Origin of the sequence: Vibrio sp. Vb1980 (assembly GCF_033338615.1) — a bacterium.
GTDB lineage: Bacteria > Pseudomonadota > Gammaproteobacteria > Enterobacterales > Vibrionaceae > Vibrio > Vibrio alginolyticus.
Genome location: NZ_JAWOSZ010000007.1, coordinates 180768 through 203293 on the forward strand (window position 1 = coordinate 180768; position 22526 = coordinate 203293).

At 43.1% G+C, this 22526-nt stretch carries 21 protein-coding genes; 11 read left to right on the plus strand and 10 right to left on the minus strand.

Annotated features, from left to right (window positions below; genetic code table 11):
• Nucleotides 1-6: 6 nt before the first annotated feature.
• Complete coding sequence (locus tag R7F64_RS13380) at nucleotides 7-1332, plus strand: DUF1501 domain-containing protein (RefSeq protein ID WP_262640164.1); 1326 nt, start codon at nucleotides 7-9, stop codon at nucleotides 1330-1332.
• Nucleotides 1333-1418: 86 nt separating this feature from the next.
• Here the strand turns inward: R7F64_RS13380 and R7F64_RS13385 are convergent, their stop codons facing one another.
• Nucleotides 1419-2513 (minus strand): ketoacyl-ACP synthase III, encoded by a 1095-nt coding sequence (locus R7F64_RS13385; RefSeq protein ID WP_262651307.1) that lies wholly within the window; start codon nucleotides 2511-2513, stop codon nucleotides 1419-1421.
• Nucleotides 2514-2675: 162 nt separating this feature from the next.
• Between R7F64_RS13385 and trxC the strand changes: the two genes are divergently transcribed.
• Both trxC and R7F64_RS13395 read left to right on the plus strand, forming a co-directional pair.
• A complete protein-coding gene (gene trxC / locus R7F64_RS13390) occupies nucleotides 2676-3110 on the plus strand; it encodes a thioredoxin TrxC (protein WP_005376074.1) in 435 nt (144 codons plus the stop codon).
• Between the two features lie 176 nt (nucleotides 3111-3286).
• On the plus strand, nucleotides 3287-4447 hold the full coding sequence (locus tag R7F64_RS13395) for an MFS transporter (RefSeq protein WP_017634647.1): 1161 nt from the start codon (nucleotides 3287-3289) through the stop codon (nucleotides 4445-4447).
• Nucleotides 4448-4505: 58 nt separating this feature from the next.
• Here the strand turns inward: R7F64_RS13395 and R7F64_RS13400 are convergent, their stop codons facing one another.
• Nucleotides 4506-4895, minus strand: a complete 390-nt coding sequence (locus R7F64_RS13400) for a nitrous oxide-stimulated promoter family protein (RefSeq protein ID WP_005376070.1) — start codon at nucleotides 4893-4895, stop codon at nucleotides 4506-4508.
• Between the two features lie 14 nt (nucleotides 4896-4909).
• Complete coding sequence (locus R7F64_RS13405) at nucleotides 4910-5419, minus strand: GNAT family N-acetyltransferase (RefSeq protein ID WP_005376068.1); 510 nt, start codon at nucleotides 5417-5419, stop codon at nucleotides 4910-4912.
• Between the two features lie 136 nt (nucleotides 5420-5555).
• On the opposite strand from R7F64_RS13405, the gene R7F64_RS13410 reads away from it, so the two are divergent.
• Nucleotides 5556-5747: a DUF2986 domain-containing protein gene (locus tag R7F64_RS13410; protein WP_005376066.1), complete on the plus strand. Its 192-nt coding sequence runs from the start codon at nucleotides 5556-5558 to the stop codon at nucleotides 5745-5747.
• A gap of 49 nt (nucleotides 5748-5796) precedes the next feature.
• On the opposite strand, the gene R7F64_RS13415 is transcribed toward R7F64_RS13410, so the two are convergent.
• Together R7F64_RS13415 and R7F64_RS13420 are read right to left on the minus strand one after the other, a co-directional pair.
• On the minus strand, nucleotides 5797-7968 hold the full coding sequence (locus R7F64_RS13415; RefSeq protein WP_318071783.1) for a TonB-dependent receptor: 2172 nt from the start codon (nucleotides 7966-7968) through the stop codon (nucleotides 5797-5799).
• An 89-nt stretch (nucleotides 7969-8057) separates the two neighbouring features.
• Entirely contained in the window at nucleotides 8058-8795 is a 738-nt protein-coding gene (locus tag R7F64_RS13420; protein ID WP_005376062.1) for a siderophore ferric iron reductase, read from the minus strand.
• 419 nt (nucleotides 8796-9214) lie between these two features.
• Between R7F64_RS13420 and R7F64_RS13425 the strand changes: the two genes are divergently transcribed.
• Nucleotides 9215-10546, plus strand: coding sequence for an anaerobic C4-dicarboxylate transporter (locus R7F64_RS13425; protein ID WP_005376060.1), 1332 nt, complete (start codon nucleotides 9215-9217; stop codon nucleotides 10544-10546).
• 87 nt (nucleotides 10547-10633) lie between these two features.
• Here R7F64_RS13425 and R7F64_RS13430 read toward each other — a convergent pair whose 3' ends face one another.
• Entirely contained in the window at nucleotides 10634-11122 is a 489-nt protein-coding gene (locus R7F64_RS13430) for an NYN domain-containing protein (RefSeq protein ID WP_005387978.1), read from the minus strand.
• A gap of 119 nt (nucleotides 11123-11241) precedes the next feature.
• Here R7F64_RS13430 and R7F64_RS13435 point away from each other — a divergent pair, with 119 nt between their 5' ends.
• Nucleotides 11242-11682, plus strand: a complete 441-nt coding sequence (locus tag R7F64_RS13435) for a DUF4174 domain-containing protein (protein WP_017820187.1) — start codon at nucleotides 11242-11244, stop codon at nucleotides 11680-11682.
• A 16-nt stretch (nucleotides 11683-11698) separates the two neighbouring features.
• Here R7F64_RS13435 and cobA read toward each other — a convergent pair whose 3' ends face one another.
• From cobA to nirB, 4 genes are all read right to left on the minus strand, one after another.
• On the minus strand, nucleotides 11699-12457 hold the full coding sequence (cobA, locus tag R7F64_RS13440) for a uroporphyrinogen-III C-methyltransferase (RefSeq protein ID WP_258639446.1): 759 nt from the start codon (nucleotides 12455-12457) through the stop codon (nucleotides 11699-11701).
• Between the two features lie 206 nt (nucleotides 12458-12663).
• Nucleotides 12664-13512 (minus strand): formate/nitrite transporter family protein, encoded by an 849-nt coding sequence (locus tag R7F64_RS13445; protein ID WP_005387971.1) that lies wholly within the window; start codon nucleotides 13510-13512, stop codon nucleotides 12664-12666.
• A gap of 194 nt (nucleotides 13513-13706) precedes the next feature.
• Nucleotides 13707-14030 carry a nitrite reductase small subunit NirD gene (gene nirD, locus R7F64_RS13450; protein ID WP_005387969.1) on the minus strand — a complete coding sequence of 108 codons (324 nt, stop codon included), beginning with the start codon at nucleotides 14028-14030 and terminating at the stop codon, nucleotides 13707-13709.
• Nucleotides 14031-14043: 13 nt separating this feature from the next.
• Nucleotides 14044-16608: a nitrite reductase large subunit NirB gene (nirB, locus tag R7F64_RS13455; protein ID WP_318071784.1), complete on the minus strand. Its 2565-nt coding sequence runs from the start codon at nucleotides 16606-16608 to the stop codon at nucleotides 14044-14046.
• Nucleotides 16609-17134: 526 nt separating this feature from the next.
• On the opposite strand from nirB, the gene rnk reads away from it, so the two are divergent.
• The 5 genes from rnk to R7F64_RS13480 all read left to right on the plus strand — a co-directional run bounded on the left by rnk (nucleotide 17135) and on the right by R7F64_RS13480 (nucleotide 22521).
• Complete coding sequence (gene rnk, locus R7F64_RS13460; protein ID WP_005376048.1) at nucleotides 17135-17542, plus strand: nucleoside diphosphate kinase regulator; 408 nt, start codon at nucleotides 17135-17137, stop codon at nucleotides 17540-17542.
• Between the two features lie 238 nt (nucleotides 17543-17780).
• On the plus strand, nucleotides 17781-18740 hold the full coding sequence (locus R7F64_RS13465; RefSeq protein ID WP_025767735.1) for a GGDEF domain-containing protein: 960 nt from the start codon (nucleotides 17781-17783) through the stop codon (nucleotides 18738-18740).
• A 227-nt stretch (nucleotides 18741-18967) separates the two neighbouring features.
• On the plus strand, nucleotides 18968-19954 hold the full coding sequence (locus R7F64_RS13470; RefSeq protein ID WP_267923254.1) for an ABC transporter substrate-binding protein: 987 nt from the start codon (nucleotides 18968-18970) through the stop codon (nucleotides 19952-19954).
• Between the two features lie 133 nt (nucleotides 19955-20087).
• Nucleotides 20088-21293: a diguanylate cyclase domain-containing protein gene (locus tag R7F64_RS13475; protein ID WP_267923253.1), complete on the plus strand. Its 1206-nt coding sequence runs from the start codon at nucleotides 20088-20090 to the stop codon at nucleotides 21291-21293.
• Nucleotides 21294-21528: 235 nt separating this feature from the next.
• A complete protein-coding gene (locus tag R7F64_RS13480; RefSeq protein ID WP_318071785.1) occupies nucleotides 21529-22521 on the plus strand; it encodes an LLM class flavin-dependent oxidoreductase in 993 nt (330 codons plus the stop codon).
• The last annotated feature ends 5 nt before the right edge of the window (nucleotides 22522-22526 follow it).

Below are 22526 nucleotides of genomic sequence, written 5' to 3' on the forward strand. Positions count from 1 at the left end.
TGAATTATGGATATTTCACGACGACATTTTATACAAAGCACGCTATCGATGGGCGCACTAGCCTCTCTTAGTCTGCCAGGTTACTCTCTCGCAGCGCCATCCAATGACTTTCGAGCATTAATATGTGTGTATTTAGCTGGCGGAAACGATGCGTTCAACACCGTACTGCCATTATCGGAGGCGCACTATCATCAATATTCCAAAGTCAGAGGGCCACTCTCTGTCGCCAAAGAAGACATACTCCCTATCAATTTGAGTGCTGTCGATAGCTCAAATCACCCAGTGAAGCTCGGCTTACACCCAAAGTTAAATGCGTTAACTTCCGTTTTCGAACAAGGCGATGCCAGCATCGTGCTCAATAGTGGCATTCTCAACCATCCCGTCACCAAACAAGCTATTGAGCAAGGTGAAGCATCACTACCCGAGCAACTGTTTTCTCATAATTCTCAAACAGACGCTTGGTTACTTGGTGGAATGAGCGAGTCTAAAAATCTTGGTTGGGCTGGCAGAATGTTGGATGTATTAAACTCTGAATCAGAAATAACACCGCTATACAGTGTGCATGGCAACTCGCTTTGGTTACGGGCAATGGAACACCGCCAAACCGTCCTGAAAAAAGATCGTGCAGTTCAGCTTACCGCGATTGATAACCCGCTATACAAGGGGATCTATGATCGCCTTCTCTCTCATCAAACTGACAATCCATTTAATGGTCATTTTAATTTGATGGTTGATGAGTCGATGGTAATGAGCAGTGTACTGAGCGAGCAACTCAACCACATTGCTGACGAGCCGCTGTTTACGTCATCGACGCTCGGCAAGCAGATGCAAACCGTGTACAAATTGATAGCAAGCCAAGATGTCCTGAAGCAGCAACGACAAGTCTTTTTCGTTAAACACTCTGGGTACGACCTGCACGATTCGCAATTGGCACGTCATCCAGTGCTACTTGAGGATCTCGCGACAAACCTTTTAGCAATGTATCGTGCGGTCGAACGGTTAGGGCTAAACAAGCAAGTCACCTCTTTCACTATGTCTGACTTCGGTCGACGGATGATGAGCAACGGAAATGGTACCGATCATGGCTGGGGTGGCCATCAACTATTAATTGGAGGCGCGGTAAATGGGAAACAACCTATCGGTACATGGCCGGAACTAATACTGGGCGGAAACGATGATTACTCTCAAGGCCGACTCATACCCAAAATTGCCGCTGATCAAGTTGGTTCAACACTAGCGCAGTGGATGGGCGTGAGTGATAACGCTGCACTGGAATATGTGTTCCCGAACATCCGTAATTTTACTCATTCAAACCTAGGTTTTATGGCTTAAGATATTTTACAGGTTAGCTGTAGAACGCATCATCAAATAAGGGAGCCTCGCGCTCCCTTACTCATCTTATGTTTGCAGAGTGTCCGTTACACCTCGTCGCGACGGCGTTCGTTACACAGCTTAATGGCACGCTCAAGTAATTCTAACGCGGATTGCTCACATTCAGGCAGAACCGCATCACTTTCAGAAACTGGCGTTACGCGGTCACCCCATTTCAATACTGCCGCACCCCATGTCAAACCTGCACCAAACGCAGCAAGAAGCATATTATCACCTGGGTTAACTCGACCTTGCTCTACCGCTTCACACAATGCAATTGGCACCGTCGCAGCTGAAGTATTGCCATAGTTTTGAATGTTAACAAACGCTTTGTCGTGTGGAATTCCAGACAGGTCACACAAGGTTTGAATAATACGAATATTCGCTTGATGCGGAATCACAACATCGATTTGTTCCGTCGTTAACTGTGATGTTTTCAGTACGGTTTTCGCAGCTAGCCCCATGCCTTTTACTGCACGTTTGAAAATTTCTTGTCCTACAAAGTTGAAATCCCAGTAACCGTTGTCTTCCGCAAAGCGATCCATACAAGTACCAAACTTTGGTACGGACAGAATATCGCGGCCTTTTGCGTCACAACCGATTTGAGACTGTAGTAAACCCGTTTCTTTTTCCGTTCTTGATAACACAACGGCGCCCGCACCATCACCAAATAGAACAGCGGTATCTCGCATTGCCCAATCGATGTAGAAAGACAATCTTTCCGCACCAATAATGATCGCGTTACGATAGTTACCTGATTGAATCAAACGTGTGCCCGTTTCTAGGCCATAGACAAATCCCGTACATGCGGCATTTAAGTCAAAGGCAGCGGCTGCACGAATACCTAGGTTCTGCTGTACCTTAGACGCGATATTTGGAATCAATGAATCTGGTGAACAAGTCGCCACAATGATTAAATCCACGTCTGTTGCATCGACGCCTGCTCGAGCTAATGCATGTTTAGCAGCAACGGTCGCCATGTCTGACGTGTTTACATGACTAATACGGCGGTTTTCGATACCAGTGCGGGTACGAATCCACTCATCGGAAGTATCGAGGAAAGTGCTAAGATCATCGTTAGAGAGCACGGCTGGCGGAACACATTTCCCCCAACCTGTAATTTCAGCGTAGTAATTTGTCATCGCAGACCTATTTATTGTTGTATTTTAATAAAATTTCTTAGAACCTTAGGCTCAAATACAAACCTGCGCTGCGTTATTTCGGCAGGTTAAAAAATAAGTATACAAATAATGAGGCTGACTGGTAAGTCATGTTTTCATCAATACGTAATAAAGGAAGAAGTCATGTCATCGTTTAAAACTCGCTGCCCTTCGTGCGGCGGTCTAAATCGTGTCCCTAATGAGCGCGTTGCCGAATCTGCAACTTGCGGTAAATGTAAAAGTGCACTTTTAGACGGCTCGCCTATCGAAGGTACACAAGATAACTTTTCTGCTCTATTACAAAGTGATATGCCTGTTGTAGTAGATTTTTGGGCCCCATGGTGCAACCCGTGCGTTGGTTTTGCTCCTGTTTTCTCTGATGTTGCTCATGAGCAAGCCGGAACAGCTCGTTTTGTTAAGATTGATACCGAAGCTCAACAACAACTTGCGGCGCAATTTGGTATTCGCAGTATTCCTACCATTATGGTTTTCAAGAATGGTCAACGCGTTGATATGATCAATGGTGCGTTACCTAAAACTCAATTCGATCAATGGTTAAATCAAGCACTTACTAAATAATCTTCCACGCCAACCTTGTTTGTAGGTTGGCGTTTTTATGCAACTTATCAACCTATCTAGTTAACAAATATTATTTGTCGAAACGACTTAAATTTATCATTTTACTTGCCTAACTATTAGCCTCATATTCGCGCCGAATAACCCTCAGATTTCATTTAACTTATAGGCGCAAAACAGTGGAAAACACAGTCGTTCCTGCAGCATCACCACGAGTTACAGTTCCAGTCGTCGCACTGTCTCTTTATGCGGTGGCTTCGGGCTATTTAATGAGCTTGATCCCTCTCATGCTCGGTGAATACAACATCTCAGCAGATTACGCGAGTTGGTTGGCGAGTGTGTTTTATGGCGGCTTATTAACCGGTGCTATTTTTATTGAACGTATCGTACGTCAAGTTGGTCACCGTAACGCGTTTATTGGTTGCTTGGCCGTATTTTCGCTAACTATCGTCACACTACCCGTGTTTGCTAACGGATTGATGTGGCTTGCCGCTCGCTTTATTGCGGGTATCGCGGTTGCTGGTGTTTTTGTCATTGTTGAATCTTGGCTAATGTCTGGAGACGAAGCATCGCGTGCGAGACGTTTGAGCTTGTACATGCTATCGCTTTATGGTGGTTCAGCATTAGGCCAGTTTGGTATTGGCGTGCTTGGCGTAAGTGGCGGCGTTCCGTTTATTGCGATCACGACGTTGATCCTAATGGCGATGCTGGTGCTAATGTTCATTGAGTGTGAGCAGCCAAACAGCCATGAATCAACCGCTTTATCATTTAAGCAAATTGCCAAACTAAACCATGCAGCAATTATTGGTTGTGTTGTTTCAGGTTTGACCTTAGGTGCGATCTACGGATTAATGCCAGTTGAGTTAACTAACCGTAAAATTAGCCATCAAGACATTGGTACATTGATGGCGCTAGTGATTCTAGGTGGCATGCTAGTTCAACCAATGGTGACCGCGTTAAACAAATACATGAGCCGCACAGTGCTAATGGCGTTTTTCTGTATTTTGGGTATTTTTTCGATCGGTATGACGTTTATTTCCTCGTCAGCCGTGGTATTGGCTGCTGCATTATTCTTTTTAGGTGCAGCTACTTTTGCCTTGTACCCGATTGCAATCAACTTAGGTTGCGAAGGACTTGATGAACGCTTTATTGTCTCTGCGACACAAGTCATGCTGTTTAGCTACAGCATCGGCTCTGTTGCTGGTCCTGTTGTCGCTGATAAATTTATGGGCCAAGAACACGGCTTGCTAGGCTACTTGTTTGCCGCTTTGGTTGCGACTGGCGTATACATGCTACTTGCTGCGAGCAAAACCAAGCAGCGTATGGCCGCTGGCCTCTAATCACGCCGCTTCTACTCAACGAGCTCAACGAAAACGAGGGCATGTCGCCCTCGTTTTTTTATTCTTCGCATTTTTGTTTAGATAAACGCTTGTGACGGTTTGACGCGTTCGCTGCAGGCTTTTCCGGTACCATGCGCTTTTCATGAAGCAAATGACGAACCGCCAAGATGGGATGTTTCAGTAACATTCTGGGGCCAGAGTAACGCATGACCAAACGCATTTGTTCTTTCGGCTCTGGTTTGTAGCAGTGAATCGGACATTTATTACACGTCGGTTTATTCTCTCCATAAGGACAGCGGTCGAGGCGCACTTCTGCGTATTCAAGCAGCTCACTACATTCTGAGCATAAGTCACGTTTTGTTCCATGATGGTCATGACAGTAAACCTCTACCATGGCTTTTACTGTCTTAAATTCAGTGGCGAGTTTGCCAAGTAAAATATCGCTCATGCGCTATCCAAAAATCACAACATCATTGTGTAAAGTTCTAACGTGCGGCCATTATCATATTGCTGCTCAACTCGTTCAAACTCAAAGCCCAGTTTTTTGAGCAAACTTATACTACGAATATTGTCATTGTTGGTGATGGCAACCAAATTATCGAGTTTCATTTCCTCTCTAGCGTATTCCAGCACTGCGGTTGCAGACTCCGTTCCGTAGCCGAAGCCATAAGCGGAAGGTAAAAATCCATATCCGAGATCATAGTGTTGTAATGTGTCACGTTTAACCAACCCACAAATCCCGATGGGTTGCCCATCTTCTTTCTTCTCTACAACGAGTAAACTCACGCCTTTAATTTGTTGCATGCGTAGCATGTTTTCTTTTATGTAACGCGCCGCTTCATATTCGGTACGAATTTGTTTGTCTCCGACAAAACGGTAGAAGTCTGGGTGGTTATAAAGTTTTAGTATAAATGGTGCATCATCTACACTCACAAGACGCAGTATCAAACGTTCGGTGTACAGTGTTTTCATTTGGGCTCCATTAAAACGCGATAGATGATTGGACATAGGAACGTACTTGAATTTTGCGACCGATACCGGCGCTTATTTAGTTGTAACTTGATAAAAAAGTAACTATCCTGCCTCGCTAAATTAAAGGACCACCACCATGAACCGCAAGAAGAAAATCAATCAGATCTTGAAAGCGAAGCAGAAGAAGCATAACGCTAAGCTACATAAGAGCAATAAGCCGCGTTATATCTCCAAAGCTGAACGCGCGAAAATGGAAGCTGAAGAACAAAACCAAGCTTCAGAACACACGGAAAACGTTGTAGACACAGCGCAGACAGATCAAGCCTAAAAGAAAAGCCGCTTCAAGCGGCTTTTTTGATATTCGGAGATAGTTAGCTTTAGTATTCGACACTGTAGTTCAGTGTGAATGTGCGACCTCTTCCTTTGTAGTCGTACGCTGCAGCATCGTAGTGTGCTGCATAAAGAATCTGCGCACGTTGTCCCCAAGCGGTTGTGTAGTCTTCGTCAAATAGGTTTTGAATACCAAAACCTAACTGCCCGATAGGTAGTGTTACGTTACCAAGAAGATCAAACGTAGTGTATCCATCTAGTTTATTGTTTGCGTCATCTTCGTAATCAAACATCGTCTGGCTTTGTAAACGTACTGAATAGCCATCCTGATAGTAAGCCGCCCACGCGTTCGCTTTTGATGTACTTGCTTTACCCGCGCTTAGATCTTCCCACTTACCGTTGGTTTTAAGCTCAGAAACCACATAGTGACCTGATGCACCTAACAAAATATCACGGTTTACCCAGTAGTTAATGTTTGCTTCGGCACCGTATACACGTTGCTCGTCATCAACATTGGTGATTAGGAGCGTCTTCTTGTCATACTTGATTGAGTTATCCAAAACCGAATAGTAACCCGCCGCTTGCAGTGCGACAGTATCCGTATCTAATCGGTAACCAATTTCATAGCTGTCCGTTTTGATGCCCGACATTTTTGAGTCAGATACATTAATGCTATTGTTCAACGCGTAGTGACCATTTGCATCCGCGGCATCGTAGCTACCTTGGCCGTAGTACTTTGCAGGATCAGCGAGTTCGAAACCTTGAGAGAAGTTCGCCCAAAGCTGAGATTCATCGTTAAGCTGATAAATGGTGCCCAAATTAAATAAGCTCACAGAGTAGTCAGTGCTGCCACCTGGTACCGCATCCGCTGATACACCATTACCCGATGCGATCTTCTTTTGTATACTATAGGCAACAAAATCATCAATCTTATTGTCCATGTATTGGTAGCGGTAGCCTGCTTGTACTGACCAATCTTGATTGATTTGGTAATCCCCTTGGACAAACATTGCGTAAGACGCCACATCAACATCTGGGTAACGCCCCACTTCGGCATAGGTTCGATTAATTAAGTTCCCAGAGCTGTTCGCAATGGTTGGATCGAACAGAGCCTGGTTACTTTCAAAACGGTCTAAGTACGCATCGACACCATAAACAAGTTTGAATGACTCCCAGCTTTTAGCTAACGCTAAGCGCCCAGCAAAAACTTCTGTTTTTTGTTGAGAGGCACTTTGGTAATAAGGAGTAAAGGTTTGGTCTTCACTACGGTAAGATAACTCGCCTATCAGTTGATGACCGAATACGCTGTCGTGAGCGTAGTTCGCACTTAAGAGAACTCGCTCTGTACCATGTTCACGGTCGGAATCGAACCCCTCTCGTACATTAACAAATTTATTGTTAACAATGTACAAACCGTATGGCGAGTCTTGCTGGCTGTCATAGTATTGTGCGACAAGGTTTAACTTGCTGGCATCGGAGATTTGAATCTCGGTCGATCCCATAACATCGAGCGTTGAATTATACTGCAAAGAGCCCTGTGAAATGTCTGGGGTGACAATGTCGCCATTTGCGTCAAATGCACCTTGTGTCTCGGTGTACACAACCGAACCTCTAGCGGTAATTCGCTCATTACCACCCGAGATAGACTGAGCGAGTTTGTAATCAAAGTCATCGCTGCTATTAAAGCCTGTAGTGCCACTCACGTAGGATTCAAACGACAAGTCATCCGAGTACGCTTTCTTGGTGATAATGTTAATAACACCACCAGTAGCGCCTGCACCATAAATGGAGGTTGCACCAGATAGTACTTCAATTCGCTCGATGTTGAATGGGTCTATTGCGTCTAACTGACGACTAATCGGGCGAGAAGACTGTAACGAGACACCATCAATCATTACCAACATTGCTCTACCGCGAAGGTTCTGACCATAGTTAGTTCGACCACCGGTGCCGACGTCTAAAGAAGGGATGGTTGCAGAAAGAATATCACCCAGTGTCTTGCCCGCACGATATTGCTGAGCAATCTCTTCTTGGCCAACAAACCAAACCGTTCCTGGAATATCGGAGATCGATTTCGGCATCACACTGCCTACAACAACCAATTGCTCATCGCTTGGAGTCGATGTTTGTTGAAGATCTTCTGCTGCTATTGAGCTAACTGCGTATCCACTGCTCATCGCAAGTACGATGAGATTGAAAGAAAACGTCCTTTTCATCATTGTATTTATCTTTTTGTTGTCAACAAGAGCATGCAATGATACTTATTCTCACTCTCAAATCGAGCACTGTTACACAAGTTAAATAAATGTTAATTAAGAACCTTCTTGCTCATAAGCTGTCGATTTTCCTCTAAACGAGGACAATCTGCACAAAGCTTTCTGCCTTCACACTTATAGACTAAACAACAACTTTTTCTTACTAACTTTAGCGACTGATCTGATTCCGTCTCATGAAGTGAGCGGCTATTATCAACATCCAAACCCATTGCGCTTAGCCACAAGACCGCATGCTCCTGAAGTGTCGAGTTAGTCATTTGCGGAAAGCGCTGTTGGAGACGAATTAAACAAGCCATGATTCCGTCCGACATCAATTGATGGGTGAAGCCAGGACGAATGCGTGTCCATTGACTCATCTCTTGTTGATAGAAGTCGAACAGTTCTCGGATTTGACGCCCCGCCTCTTTTATCAACGCTTCTGGCTCGCCATGTATATGCGCTTCGTCGGCGAATCGGTACCCAGAAACAAAACAAGGTTTGAGGTGCTGCGCTATCTCGCGAATGTTTGGCAACGTGTGGTAACCGTAAATAGAGATGAATGCGACATAAACTGGCTGCCAACAAAGTAAATCCCACGTTCTTGTCAACCAATATGCTTTTCCCGCTTCCGGATGAGCCTCCGAGATTTGCTGGTAAAGGCCTTGGATGATCGGGTTGATATCATTCTCGATATGGATAGCTTCTTGCCCTATCTCGCCGATATCACCGTGTAGGTAAGGTGTAATCTCACTCGAAGTTTGAAACAGTTGCGGGAAAAATTGCTCAGACATGATGGCTTATTGTTGGTGTAGTCATTCTGACACCTTTATACCCAAGCACCAATCGCAATGCAAACTATTATTCTTTGCGTTTTCATAACAAAGAAGCACTCTTAGGGTTAGTTATGAATGTATTTCCGAGTTCTGTGAAGCTGTAAGGTCTGGTTACGTATGCGATGAATAGCAACAAACTCTTAAACCTCTTCGCATTTAACGCTCACATGATCGCAAAAATACACAGCATAAAAACACCCTGATAAAACTGTGTTAACAGTTTCCCTGTGTAGCGTGAGTTATTGCCAATAATTGAATATTGCTGTTTCTTATCCAGCGGATTGTGAACAACATGAAGTATTTTCTTTCTGAATATCGAGACAATACAAAGAGGTAATTTGGCTATGTAGCCCTCTGTTTTGAATAAGGAAATCCACATGTTGTATCTTGAGTTTCTATTTTTGCTCGTGATGCTGTATATCGGCTCACGTTATGGTGGTATCGGCCTTGGGGTCGTATCCGGAATTGGCTTGGTGATTGAAGTCTTCATCTTTAAGATGCCGCCAACCTCTCCTCCTGTCACCGTTATGTTGATCATTTTAGCGGTGGTAACATGTGCTTCCATTCTTGAAGCCGCTGGCGGTTTGAAATACATGCTGCAAGTTGCCGAGCGTGTGCTTCGTAAGAACCCAAAACGCGTCACCCTTATTGCTCCGTTCGTGACTTACTTTATGACCTTCCTACTTGGTACAGGTCACGCGGTTTACTCTATCATGCCAATCATTGGCGACGTTGCACTTAAAAATGGCATTCGTCCAGAGCGTCCTATGGCTGCCGCTTCTGTCGCGTCTCAAATCGCAATCACAGCCTCGCCAATTTCAGCAGCAGTGGTTTACTACTTGGCGCAACTCTCCGACATTCAACACGAGATCACTCTGCTCTCAATTCTGCTCGTTACTGTACCTGCAACCTTATTCGGTACGTTGTTGATGTCACTTTACAGCCTAAAGCGTGGTAAAGAGCTAGACGACGATGAAGAATACCAAGAGCGTTTGAAAGATCCTGTGTGGCGCGAAAAGATCCTCAACACAACTGCAACGTCTCTTGATGAAGTACTACCAACAAGTGCTCGTAACTCTGTATTGCTGTTCATTGCTTCTATCTTGGTTATCGTCGTTATCGCGATGTGGCCAGACATTCGTACCATCGTAGATGGCTCGAAGCCAATCAGCATGGCAGTTGTGATTCAAATGATGATGCTCTGCTTCGGCGGTATCATTTTGCTTGCGACCAAAACTGACCCGCGTGACGTACCAAATGGGGTGGTATTTAAATCTGGTATGGTGGCGGCGATTGCTATCTTCGGTATTGCATGGATGTCAGATACCTACTTCCAGTACGCTATGCCTCAATTTAAATCCGGCATCGTAGAGATGGTAACCAACTACCCTTGGACATTCGCGCTTGCGTTATTCATTGTGTCGGTTGTGGTGAACTCTCAAGCTGCAACGGCTCGCATGATGCTACCTGTTGGTCTCGGCTTAGGTTTGGAACCTGCGCTGCTTATCGGCTTGATGCCAGCGGTATATGGCTACTTCTTTATTCCCAACTACCCTTCAGATATCGCGACTGTGAACTTCGATACCTCGGGCACAACTAAGATTGGTAAGTGGTACTTCAACCACTCATTCATGTCTGTGGGCTTAATCGGCGTGATTGGTGCGTGTTGCTTGGGTTACTTGCTAGGGCAAATGATCATTCCTTCGTAACTAGCCAAATCAACGATAAATTAGAGGCGAGTCATTGTACGTTTTCGTACAGCCTGAGTGACTCGCCTTTCTTTATTGCACTATTAACTACAGCAAGAAATCGTCATCAATCGCGACAAAATTGTCGGCACAATCAATCAGAGTTTGAGATGTAAGTTTAGGTACACCATAAACGGTCACCGTTTTATTGAAGCGCTGCTGAATTCTCTCTACTAGCAGACTAAAGTCTCCATCTCCCGAAACTAGAATCACTTCCTCAACTTCGGGAGCAATTTCAATTGCATCGAGAGTAATACCCACATCCCAATCGCCTTTCGAGCTGCCATCACGACGCTGGATGTAGGGTTTAAGCATCACCTCAAATCCAACACCGCGTAAAATGTGATGAAACTGACGTTGTTTTGGATCGTTACTCGCGATGGCATAAGCACGAGCACTTACCACCTCTTTCCCTTGTGTGGCGACATACCAAAACTGGTTGTAATCAAAATTGCTTCGATACGCTTCGCGACAGGTGTAATACACATTCTGTACATCAACCAAAATGGCGATTTTTTGTTTGCTTTCCGAACTCATCTATTTCTACGCTCAATTTATTTGCTGCCTACCCTATGCCAGTTTTGGAAAAAGCACAATGAGCCAATTCCACTAAACTTAACGTATAAAAAGTTATTTGGGTTTCTAGGGGAACTGTCATGGGCGGAAAGTTACTAGTGATACTGCTTTCCTGTATCTTGTCATCGACAGCATTTGGTTATCCAGCGCACTCCAAATACTGGCCACATAGAAGTGTGCTCTACTTTGCGCCGGAAAATGATGAATACGTCAAACAATTCTTGCTAGAAACACTTATGAATGAGTGTGAGTTGGAAGACAGAGATGTCGTCACACTGGTCATTACAGAACAAGGTTATACTTTTCCTGCTTGGCTTAAAGAAGAGTTCGACCTAAAAATGCTAGCTCGTCTTTATGCGGTCGAAAAAGGTTCTCATACTGCTATTTTGCTTGGTAAAGATGGTCTAGAAAAGCACCGTTGGGGCGCAGAAACAGACTGGCCGTTTATCAACAACCTCATTGATCAAATGCCTATGCGTAAGCAAGAAATGCAGAGGCAACAAAGCCCCTGTAAAATATAGTCACTTCTGGGCAGTATTACTTTGCGAACCAATCCAACTTGTTGTGAAGTTGAGTCACGCTGCCAACCACAATCAATGCTGGGCTCACGGCTTGCTCTGCCATGATCGATAGCTCGTTCAACTTTCCTTGGAACACGCGCTGCTCTGGACGCGTACCATTTTCAATAATGGCGCATGACATCTCAGGATCTAACCCATGAGTGATCAGCTTATCCATAATATGGCCGCTTTGCTTCAAACCCATGTAGAATACAAGCGTGTTATTAGACTGAGCTAGTGAATGCCACTCAATTTCACGACCATCTTTTTGTACATGACCAGTGATAAATTGAACACTTTGCGCATGGTCACGGTGCGTTAATGGAATACCAGCATAAGCCGTTGCACCCGCTGCTGCTGTGATACCCGGAACCACTTCGTATTTGATACCAAATTCCGCTAGCTCTTCTAACTCTTCACCGCCACGGCCAAAGATAAATGAGTCACCGCCCTTCAGACGCACAACACGCTTACCTTCTTGTGCTTTCTGCACCAAGACTTGGTTGATTTGATCTTGAGGCACACAGTGAAAGTCTAATTTTTTACCTACGTAGATCATCTCTGCTGATGCATGAGCCAATTCTAGAATGTCTTTCGACACCAAACGGTCGTATACAACAACTTCAGCCGCTTGAATGGCTTTTAAGCCTTTTACTGTGAGCAAATCAGGATCACCTGGACCTGCACCAACAAGAGAAACAAAGCCGCTGTTTAAAGATGAGTGAGCAGTAGTCATATCAATGCCTATCGAAAAATTTAGATATAAAGAGTAACACTCGCGTTATGCACTTAGGGCTAAAACCACTCTAAGGAGTTATTACTTTTTATAGCTAAATCAATAAAATATGTCGCAAAAGTGAAAGTTAAAAATTGAAATCTAGTTAGAGAATAGTCCCGCCCATCCAGAAGCGGGACCATATTAAGCGAATTACCCGTTAATGGTTATTTAGCCATTGCAGGTTGCGCTTTTACTTCTTCTTCAGCATTGATAGAAGGCGCAGTTTTAGCGTGAGTTAGGTACAGTGGAATACAAGTCATTACGAGACCACCAACAATATTACCTAGAATGGTTGGAATAAGGTTGAAGTTCAACCAAGTCGCGATACCAAAATCCGCACCTAGAATCATACCTAGTGGGAATAGGAACATGTTTACTACGGTGTGTTCAAATACTAGCGCAAAGAAGATGAAGATTGGGAACCACATCATTGCTACGCGACCAGACACCGAACGTGCCGTCATGTTGCCGATAACGCCTAGACACACCATTAGGTTACAGAAGATGCCGCGTACGAAACATGTGATCCATCCGTCCATACCCATGTTTTCAAAACCAAGGCTACGCGCGGTAGAAACAGCGACAAATTTCTTCGCTACTGCGTTCAGTTCTAGAGAGAAGTTACCTGTTAGAGAGATAGCCACCAGGTAAGCAACGATCAGAGAACCGATAAGGTTACCCAAGCCTACAAGACCCCAACAACGGAAGATACGACCCCAAGTGATGCCCGGACGGTTCGCAAACTTAGCCAGAGGCGCTAGACCAAAAACACCGGTTACTAGGTCATAACCCATCACACTTAGAATTACGAAACCAACGGGGAAAACAAGTGCACCTACAAGGCCGATACCCGTTTGTACAATCGCGGTAATAGCAACCACCACCGCAAGCGAAAGAATAACGCCAGCCATCGTACCGCGAAGCAGAAGATCTCGCGTGCTTGTATTGGTTTTCGCTTCACCAACATTGATCATGGTTTGCACGAATTCTGCAGGCTTAAAATCAGTAGACATGAATGTGTCCTTATCCAAAATTGAAAGTTAAAAAGTTAAAGATTTAATAGAGAAAGGCTTCCCGTTGACACCTGAACGCTGTCTACAACACCTCGCTTCCCTGTTCCCCTGAGTTGATGCTTGGAAAGCCTTTGTCTATTAAATCTAGGTTTCAGTTCATTCCCTCCCCTAAGAGGAGGGAATGAAAACCAAGCTTACGCAGAGATTTCTACTTCGCCGTTGGTTACGCGGGTTTTGTACGCTTTCACGCTAAAACGCTCGTCTTCCATGCACGCACCTGTTGTCAGGTTAAAGCGTTGCTTCTTAAGTGGGCTAGCCACCCAAAGCTCGCCTTGGTGCTCACAGATCAAACCGCGAGAAAGCACGTTTGATTGGAAGAACGGGTCTGTGTTGCTGATCGCCAGCACTTCTTCTGCTTGTGTTGGGCGGAATACCGCAACTTGCTGACCATCAACCAGTGCACAAACACCCGTGCCCGGTACGATGTCGCTGATTTGGCAAATCTTTTCAAATGACATAATCAACCTTCCCTTATGCTTCAGTGATCGCTACGTGTAGGATGTCGCCTTTCGCTTCAGGGTGTTTTTCCGTGAAGGTTGCTGGGCGGTGCTGTTCACGCTCTTGTACAAACACGACGTTTTCATCGCGCTTGTCAGAGTTGATGAAGTGCGCGAAACGAGTCAGTTGTGATTCGTCGTTGATGGTCGCAGTCCACTCACACTCGTACTCGTCTACAAGCTTCGCTACGTCTGCTTCTAGTTGAGCGTTGATGCCAAGTTTGTCTTCAACAATCACTTCGCGTAGGTAGTCAACGCCACCTTCCATGTTTTCCATCCAAACTGATGTGCGTTGTAGTGGCGCAGCAGTACGAATGTAGAACATCATGAAGCGGTCGATGTACTTGATTAGCGTTTCTTTATCTAGGTCACTTGCAAGTAGGTCTGCGTGACGAGGTTTCATACCACCGTTACCACATACGTACATGTTCCAACCTGCGTCAGTCGCGATAATACCAAGGTCTTTACCTTGTGCTTCCGCACACTCACGAGTACAGCCAGAAACACCGAACTTCATCTTATGAGGTGTACGAATGCCTTTGTAACGGTTCTCGATGTAAGAACCTAGACCAACAGAGTCTTGAACACCGTAACGACACCAAGTAGAGCCCACACATGTCTTGGCCATACGAAGTGCTTTTGCGTACGCTTGACCTGTTTCGAAGCCAGCATCGATAAGCTTGCGCCAGATCTCTGGAAGATCGTCTTTTTGAGCACCGAACAGACCAATACGTTGAGCACCGGTTACTTTGGTGTATAGGTTGTATTCTGCAGCAACGTTCGCTAGCGCACTCAGTGCTTGAGGTGTTACTTCACCACCCGCCATACGTGGGATAACAGAGTAAGTACCGTCTTTTTGGATGTTACCTAGGAAGTTATCGTTCGTGTCGTGCAGCTTAACCAGTTGTGGCTTAAGAATGTGCTCACCCCAGCAAGAAGCCAAGATAGAACCAGCCAGTGGTTTACAAACTTCACAGCCGTAACCTTTGCCGTATTTCTCTAGAAGCTCATCAAACGTTTTGATCTCTTCAATGCGGATTAGGTGGAACAGCTCTTGGCGTGAGTATGCAAAGTGCTCACACACGTCGTTCTTCACTTCGATACCAGATTTAGCAAGCTCAGCATTTAGAACAGAGGTCACTAGAGGAATACAACCACCACAGCCTGTACCTGCGCCCGTCACGGCTTTGATGTCGCTCAATGTGTGGTGACCATCAGCAACCGCTTGTGCGATCTTGCCTTTGGTTACGTCGAAACAAGAACAGATTACTGCGCTTTCTGGTAGAGCGTCTGCACCTAGTGCTGGTTTCTCAGCGCCTGCGTGTGCAGGAAGGATCAACGCATCCGGGTGTTCTGGTAGGTCGATTTCGTTCAACATAAGTTGAAGCAGGTCACCGTAGTCAGAGGTGTCGCCAACCATAACCGCGCCAAGCAGTTTCTTGTTGTCTTTAGAAACGATAAGACGTTTGTAAACTTCTTGTTCTTCGTTCTGGTAAACGTAACTCTTACAGCCTTCAGTACGACCGTTCGCGTCACCGATAGAGCCTACTTTAACGCCAAGAAGTTTCAGCTTCGCAGACATGTCAGCGCCTTCGAATTTGCTTTCTGTGTTACCTAGTAGGTGATCAACAGCAACTGTCGCCATCTTGTAGCCAGGAGCAACAAGGCCGTAGAACATTTCGTTCCAAGACGCACATTCACCGATAGCGTAGATGTTCTCATCAGAAGTCTGACAGTGGTCGTTAATAGCAACACCTCCACGAGGTGCCACTTCTAGCTCCATTTGGCGTGCTAGTTTGTCTTGTGGACGAATACCTGCAGAGAATACGATGAAGTCTGTTTCTAGCTCTGAACCGTCAGCAAAACGCATAACGTTGCGTGCGTTTGTGCCTTCTGGCGCAATCTCAAGCGTATTTTTGCTGGTGTGAACGTTCACGCCCATACGCTCGATCTTTTGACGAAGCTGGTTACCACCAGCCAGGTCAAGTTGCTCAGCCATTAGTTTTGGCGCGAACTCAACAACGTGCGTTTCTACACCCAGTGCTTTCAGTGCGCCTGCTGCTTCAAGGCCTAGCAGACCACCACCGACAACAACGCCTGATTTGCTCTTCTTCGCACACGCTTCGATCGCTTTAAGATCTTCGATAGTACGGTAAACAAAACAGTCTTTGCTTTCGTGACCTTTGATAGGTGGAACAAATGGGAATGAGCCAGTAGCAAGAATCAGCTTGTCGTATTGAACTTCACGGCCAGTGCTTGAGTAAACAATGCGGTTTTCACGGTTGATGTTAATCGCGCGTTCGCCGATCAGCATGTTAATACCGTGTTTCTCGTAGAAGCCTTCTTTTACTAAAGAAAGTTCATCTGCAGTATGGTGAGAAAAGTAAGAGGAAAGGTGCACACGGTCGTATGCGACACGAGGTTCTTCACAGAAAACCGTAATGTCTATATTAGACATATCAGCTTTCTCGACTAAGTCTTCAATATAACGGTGCCCTACCATACCGTTACCGATGACTACTAGCTTCAACTTGCTCATTATAATTCCTAAGGGTCAGGTTCTTATCACTGAGCTCATTGTTAATTGTGAAAGAAAATTAATACATGATGTAAATCAATTACAATTTCAAACTACCCTAAAGGGGTAGATGAACGTATTTATCTGACTATTGCGAAATAAAAAGTAATTTTTTAACGGATATTGGTAGTTTTAACAAACTGAGATAACCGAAGCCATGCTAGCAACGGACTATACCGTTTTGCTTTATGAAGTAAGGCTGACCATCGAAACCGAGCACACCTACGATAAATCCTGTTTTGCTTCTAAACGACGCACTCACTTGACTTCACCGTTTCAAGGTGATCAGAGAACAATATCTGAAGTGATTGAAAGATTTAGAAAAATCAAGCTTCACAACAAAAATTTTTTACTAGCTAAGTCGCACTATAAAGACTAAAATCGGGTTTAGTTCATATGGAATAGCGTCCATATGATTGATACCGTAATTGACATATAGAGTGCCGTCCCATTTTTGTGAGGCGGCCTTTTATTTGGGAGTCATAAAATGTCAGAAAACAATTCTATCTACATCTCAAGCTTAGATATGAACCGAATCACGGCCTTGTTGGATAAAATGCCAAACATCGCAGCGGAGCTTGTGGAATTAGAAGCAGAGCTCGACCGAGCAACAGTTCTTGAGCCAGAACAAATGCCAGATAACGTGGTCACGATGAACTCGACTGTAGAGTTTAAATTTTCAGGTGAAGATAGAACCATGACAAAGACACTGGTTTACCCTTCTGAACTGAAAAGCAGTGATGATATCTCTATTTTTGCGCCCGTAGGCAGCGCACTGATCGGTTTGTCTGTCGGCCAAAAACTTGAATGGCCAATGCCAAATAATCAAGTGAAGACAATTGAAATTGTCGATATCACATACCAACCTGAGCGTTGTGGTGCACTAAACCGCTAGCCCTCAGTAGTCCCGGTGCAAAGGCCTCCATTTAAGACTTTGCACCAGGAGAGCCCCTCGCTTACCCCCTATTTCCTTCTTTGTTTTCCAAGCATTTACTTTGCTGCTCTTAAGTAACATCACCGATTCTTTATTATTTACCGCATATTCAATATTTATATCTCCAAGCTCAATCATAGAAATTGCAAAGTATTTTTCGTATATTGTCGCTCCGAAAACGACGTAAATTATGCGCAAAATGGAAGAATATCTAACTCGAATTGCCTGCTTAGAAAAAGAAAATGAAGAGCTGAAGCGGAAGAATGCGCGACTACAAGAAAAGTTGAATGCTGCACTCGACAGTAATGGACTGTGTTTGTGGGAGCAGCATATTCCTTCAGGTACTTTGACGATATTCAATATGCAGTGGGGCAAAATGCTAGGTTATCAGCCCCATGAGTTAACCGCGACGGTTGAAACGTGGAAAAACAATCTCCACCCTGAAGATTATGATCTTGCGGTGGGTGCATTTGAAGATCACCTAGCTGGCAAAACCGACCTTTATGAGGTAGTTCATCGCATGATTCATAAAGACGGCAGTGATAGTTGGGTCTACGATCGAGGGCGCATCGTCGAGTATGGTTCTGATGGCGAACCACTACGGATGATGGGTACTCATATCGATATTACAAAAGAAAAGCGTTATGAGCAGCAACTGGCCAAGTTGGCTTCGAGTGATCCATTGACTGGATTGTTAAATAGAAAAGCAATTGAGGAAAACTTTAATCATCAACCTCAAACCGAACCGTCTCAGCAGTCTGCTTTAGTGTTTGTTGATATAGATAATTTTAAAGCAGTTAACGACCAGCTAGGCCATCATACTGGCGACACCCTCCTCATCAATATCGCCAATAGCTTAACAGAGCTTGCGTCAAGCAAGTCTCAAGTTGGACGCATAGGAGGCGATGAATTTGTTATCTTAAACTGGCATTCAAGTCGAGAGGAAATATCCCAACTTTGCAATCAACTCTTAGATTCAATCATTCCAGCGATAAATCAAGACTTACATAAAGTAACGATAGGAATGAGTATCGGTGTTTGTCTCTTTAACAAAGGAAAGCAACCGTTTAATGAAGTGTATCAAAAAGCCGATCACGCAATGTATGAGATAAAGAAAAATGGCAAAAATGGAGTACAATTTTTCAACTTAAAAAGTTGATATCTCTCCATAAATCATCATGTTATGAAATCAGTCATTTGCTACAACTTGAACTAACTAAAGATAAATTCTTTATATCTAAGCCAGTTACCGAAATTACCCCTAGGTACTCATAAATTTGGCACGATACAAATAAATCCCCTCCTCTCCTAGCATCAACCCAATAAGCAACTACACTCATTTAACTGATAGATTAATTACTACTATTATGAAGGGAGTTGTTTTTGATGGATACAAAACAGATTTCTACAGTTATCATAATTTTAGTTCTTTCTGCATTAGTAGTTGCTTATTTAAAGTTAACAACGGTATCAAATGCTATCCACAAACCTACAACAATCGGTATATCTAAGACGCCTCTGTCAGCCCCTTTTATCATTGCAGAGCACATAGGTGCGTTTGAAGAAAACGATTTAAACGTCGAACTTATCATGTGCTTTGGAGGGGTCGAATGTTCAAACCTACTTCTAGAAAACCATGTTAATTACGCCACTTTTTCTGAAAGCGTACTGATGTTTAAAAGCTTTGAATACAAAGATTTAGCAATAATCACTTCTTTTGCATCTTCTACGAATGATATTAAGCTGCTAACTAAAAAGCGGTCTGGCATAGAAAGTATAGATAAATTACCAGGAAAAAAGGTTGGTGTAATAAAAAAGAGCGCTAGCGAATATTACTTAGACTTGTTGCTACAGGTAAATGACATTGATTTAGAAAAAGTAGAAAAAATATCATCAACAACGCAGGTTATTATAAATCATTTAATGCAAGGAAACGTCGATGCAATATCTACTTGGGAGCCATACGGATTTATGGCCAAGAATAGAATAAATGAAGAAGTAAAGAACATAGGAATTATTGGCGTGTATAAACTTTACTTTTTGCTTGTATCAAAAGAAATACACATTGAAAAATCAGATCAAGAAGTAATGAAAATAATAAAGTCACTTCATCACTCAATTAACTGGATGGATAAAAACCCTCATTTAACAATGAAAATATTATCACAAAAACTTAACACAACAGTTGAAGAAATATCTTGGAGTTGGGATGATTATAACTTTCGATTAAATTTAACGAATTCTTTATTATTTACATTACAATCAGAAGCTAATTGGGCATTAAAACAAAACTATGTAGAAGGACAGATTCCAAATTACAGAAAAATATTTAAAGAAAACTATATCAATTCATATTTTGATGGTCTAGATTAAAATGCATCGTTCGTTAAACCACTATTTAGCATCACTATTCAGTCTAAGCGTAATACTATGTATCAGCGTTATAGTATACATAAGCTTCATAAAAATAGAAGATTATAAAGCCAAGAAACAATTAAACCAAATAATGGACATACAAATATCATTAGAGTCATTAAGTAGTTATCTTTGGGCTTACACTCAAAATAGGGGGAAAAACAATTTCACACAATTCATGATTTCTCATAACAAATTAAACGAATTATTATCTCAAAATGAAGATGTTTTATACCTTACTAAAGACCTAAAAAAAATGAATCTCGAACTGTATTTTTTAGTTCAATACGAAAATAATCATTTACTAGACAAAGATCGCCATTATGATTCAGTCTTAAATTATAATAAATCAAATCCTGTCATACAATCCAGAATAAACATTGTATCCCAGGATATGAATAATGAAATAATATATATTTATAAAAAAATACTTAATAATAAGTCTACAAAACTACAAAATTTAAATTATTACACTCAAGCAGGTATTATTTTTATCTCTCTGGTTGTTATGCTATTATGCTTTTATATAAAAATAAAGTTCAAGAGAAGCTTTCAAAGGTTTATAAATGGAATAAAACAATTAAGCAGGTCAAATTTTGACTATAAAATCCCTTCAGAAAATCAATTCACGGAATTTGAAAATCTGTCTTGTTACTTCAATAAAATGGCGGCATTGTTAAACCACACAACAATATCAAAATCAAAACTTAAAGAAGAAGTAGAGAATCAAACTTCAGTTCTAAATCGTCAAAAAGAAAGTTTGGTATTTTTGTCTGAGCACGACTCCTTAACTAATATCTACAATCGTCGAGCAATAGAAAAACATTTGATCCAGCTTACGCGTAATTTCAGAGGCAGTGAGAATAGTTTTAGTTTGTTTTTTATAGATTTAAATTTATTTAAGGATATTAACGATAGCCATGGCCATGAGGCAGGTGATGCAGTGTTAAAATCTGTAGCTAGTAGATTATCAAGTATTATCGACGAATCAGACATGGTAGGCCGCTTTGGTGGAGATGAATTTATTATTATTCATCGTTCACACACAACAGGTACGTCTCTGTCTGCATGTGCACTACGCTATATCCAAGAAATAGAAAAAGTAATTCATTTTAAAGGTAAAGAGTTATGCGTCGGAGCTAGCATTGGTATTGCACTCTATCCTGAGCATGGGTCGAATGTACATGAATTATTAACAGCGGCAGACAAGTCTATGTATCAGTCAAAACGTTCTAAAGCTAGCTCGTTCACTATTGTCGACAACAGCAGTTCGCTGTTAAAGAGGCCTATGTTTTAATCTAAAGTAGCTGTGGAAACGTTCTACATGCGAATATTCAACGACATCGACCACTGTGGCCACTTACAGTAATAAAGCCGCTTTTATCACATAGCAAAAGCTAAACTCGTAAGCTAAACGCTCTCCAGGCATTGAAGAAAAATAATCCATTGTGAATGGTTAATCCTCCCCTTTTAAACGTCAACTTTCACCACCATATGATAGTTAAGATTCATTAACAGGCTATAACTATCCTATGTCTTTTCCTCGTTTATCTGTTCTGGATTTGGCACCCGTGTCCGACGGAACAAACTTCACCGAAACGTTCGAACGCTCCGTTGAATTAGCTCAATCAATCGAGTCCTGGGGCTATCATCGGTTTTGGATGGCTGAACACCATAACATGCCCGACATCGCCAGTGCCGCAACCAGTGTATTACTCAGTCATATTGGAGCGCACACGAACTCGATCCGTTTAGGATCAGGTGGAATCATGTTACCTAACCATGCACCACTAGTTATTGCAGAGCAATTCGGAACGTTAGAGGCATTATACCCTGGTCGTATTGACCTCGGATTAGGACGCGCACCAGGCACCGACTACCAAACAATGCATGCATTAAGGCGGGAACCAGAGCATATGGATCCTGACTTTGAAGAGCTGTTGGAGAAACTTAATTTCTTTCTTGGTCCCGTATCTCGAAATCAACCAGTCGCGGCTTATCCAGGTAACAACACATCTCTGCCGATTTGGCTTCTGGGGTCGAGTACATACAGCGCACGTTTAGCAGCTAAGAGAGGCTTACCTTTCGCATTTGCTGCACACTTTGCTCCAGATGCAATGTCTCGTGCTCTAAACTTTTATCGAGATGAGTTTGTCCCATCCGAGCATTTAGCTCAACCCTATGTGATGATTTGTGCCAACGTTATCGTAGCGGATACTCAGTCACATGCAGATTTTCTCGCGACAACAGAGAAGCAAAAATTCTTAAAAATGATTCGCGGCAATCGCGAAAAACTTCGCGCACCAGTGAAAAGTATGGCACCACTATGGTCAGCACAGGAAAAGCTTCACGTTGAAACTCAATTACGTGAATCTATCCATGGTGATCAAACATATGTAAGACAGAAAATTGAGAAACTTGTGGAACGCACTGGGGCAGATGAAATTATGGTAAACACGATGGTGTTTGAACAATCTGAGAAGTTGAGATCCTACAGGTTACTATCGGAACTCATGGACAAGTAAAAGAA

Excerpts from the sequence above, each read along its gene's own strand:
- R7F64_RS13435 (WP_017820187.1), top strand. The coding sequence starts at position 11,242 with ATGGGCGGAAAGTTACTAGTGATACTGCTTTCCTGTATCTTGTCATCG.
- R7F64_RS13470 (WP_267923254.1), top strand. The coding sequence starts at position 18,968 with ATGGATACAAAACAGATTTCTACAGTTATCATAATTTTAGTTCTTTCT.
- R7F64_RS13425 (WP_005376060.1), top strand. The coding sequence starts at position 9,215 with ATGTTGTATCTTGAGTTTCTATTTTTGCTCGTGATGCTGTATATCGGC.
- R7F64_RS13405 (WP_005376068.1), bottom strand. The coding sequence starts at position 5,419 with ATGAAAACACTGTACACCGAACGTTTGATACTGCGTCTTGTGAGTGTA.
- nirB (WP_318071784.1), bottom strand. The coding sequence starts at position 16,608 with ATGAGCAAGTTGAAGCTAGTAGTCATCGGTAACGGTATGGTAGGGCAC.
- R7F64_RS13415 (WP_318071783.1), bottom strand. The coding sequence starts at position 7,968 with ATGATGAAAAGGACGTTTTCTTTCAATCTCATCGTACTTGCGATGAGC.
- R7F64_RS13380 (WP_262640164.1), top strand. The coding sequence starts at position 7 with ATGGATATTTCACGACGACATTTTATACAAAGCACGCTATCGATGGGC.
- R7F64_RS13385 (WP_262651307.1), bottom strand. The coding sequence starts at position 2,513 with ATGACAAATTACTACGCTGAAATTACAGGTTGGGGGAAATGTGTTCCG.
- trxC (WP_005376074.1), top strand. The coding sequence starts at position 2,676 with ATGTCATCGTTTAAAACTCGCTGCCCTTCGTGCGGCGGTCTAAATCGT.
- R7F64_RS13465 (WP_025767735.1), top strand. The coding sequence starts at position 17,781 with ATGGAAGAATATCTAACTCGAATTGCCTGCTTAGAAAAAGAAAATGAA.
- R7F64_RS13445 (WP_005387971.1), bottom strand. The coding sequence starts at position 13,512 with ATGTCTACTGATTTTAAGCCTGCAGAATTCGTGCAAACCATGATCAAT.
- R7F64_RS13475 (WP_267923253.1), top strand. The coding sequence starts at position 20,088 with ATGGACATACAAATATCATTAGAGTCATTAAGTAGTTATCTTTGGGCT.
- R7F64_RS13400 (WP_005376070.1), bottom strand. The coding sequence starts at position 4,895 with ATGAGCGATATTTTACTTGGCAAACTCGCCACTGAATTTAAGACAGTA.
- R7F64_RS13420 (WP_005376062.1), bottom strand. The coding sequence starts at position 8,795 with ATGTCTGAGCAATTTTTCCCGCAACTGTTTCAAACTTCGAGTGAGATT.
- rnk (WP_005376048.1), top strand. The coding sequence starts at position 17,135 with ATGTCAGAAAACAATTCTATCTACATCTCAAGCTTAGATATGAACCGA.
- R7F64_RS13480 (WP_318071785.1), top strand. The coding sequence starts at position 21,529 with ATGTCTTTTCCTCGTTTATCTGTTCTGGATTTGGCACCCGTGTCCGAC.
- nirD (WP_005387969.1), bottom strand. The coding sequence starts at position 14,030 with ATGTCATTTGAAAAGATTTGCCAAATCAGCGACATCGTACCGGGCACG.
- cobA (WP_258639446.1), bottom strand. The coding sequence starts at position 12,457 with ATGACTACTGCTCACTCATCTTTAAACAGCGGCTTTGTTTCTCTTGTT.
- R7F64_RS13410 (WP_005376066.1), top strand. The coding sequence starts at position 5,556 with ATGAACCGCAAGAAGAAAATCAATCAGATCTTGAAAGCGAAGCAGAAG.
- R7F64_RS13430 (WP_005387978.1), bottom strand. The coding sequence starts at position 11,122 with ATGAGTTCGGAAAGCAAACAAAAAATCGCCATTTTGGTTGATGTACAG.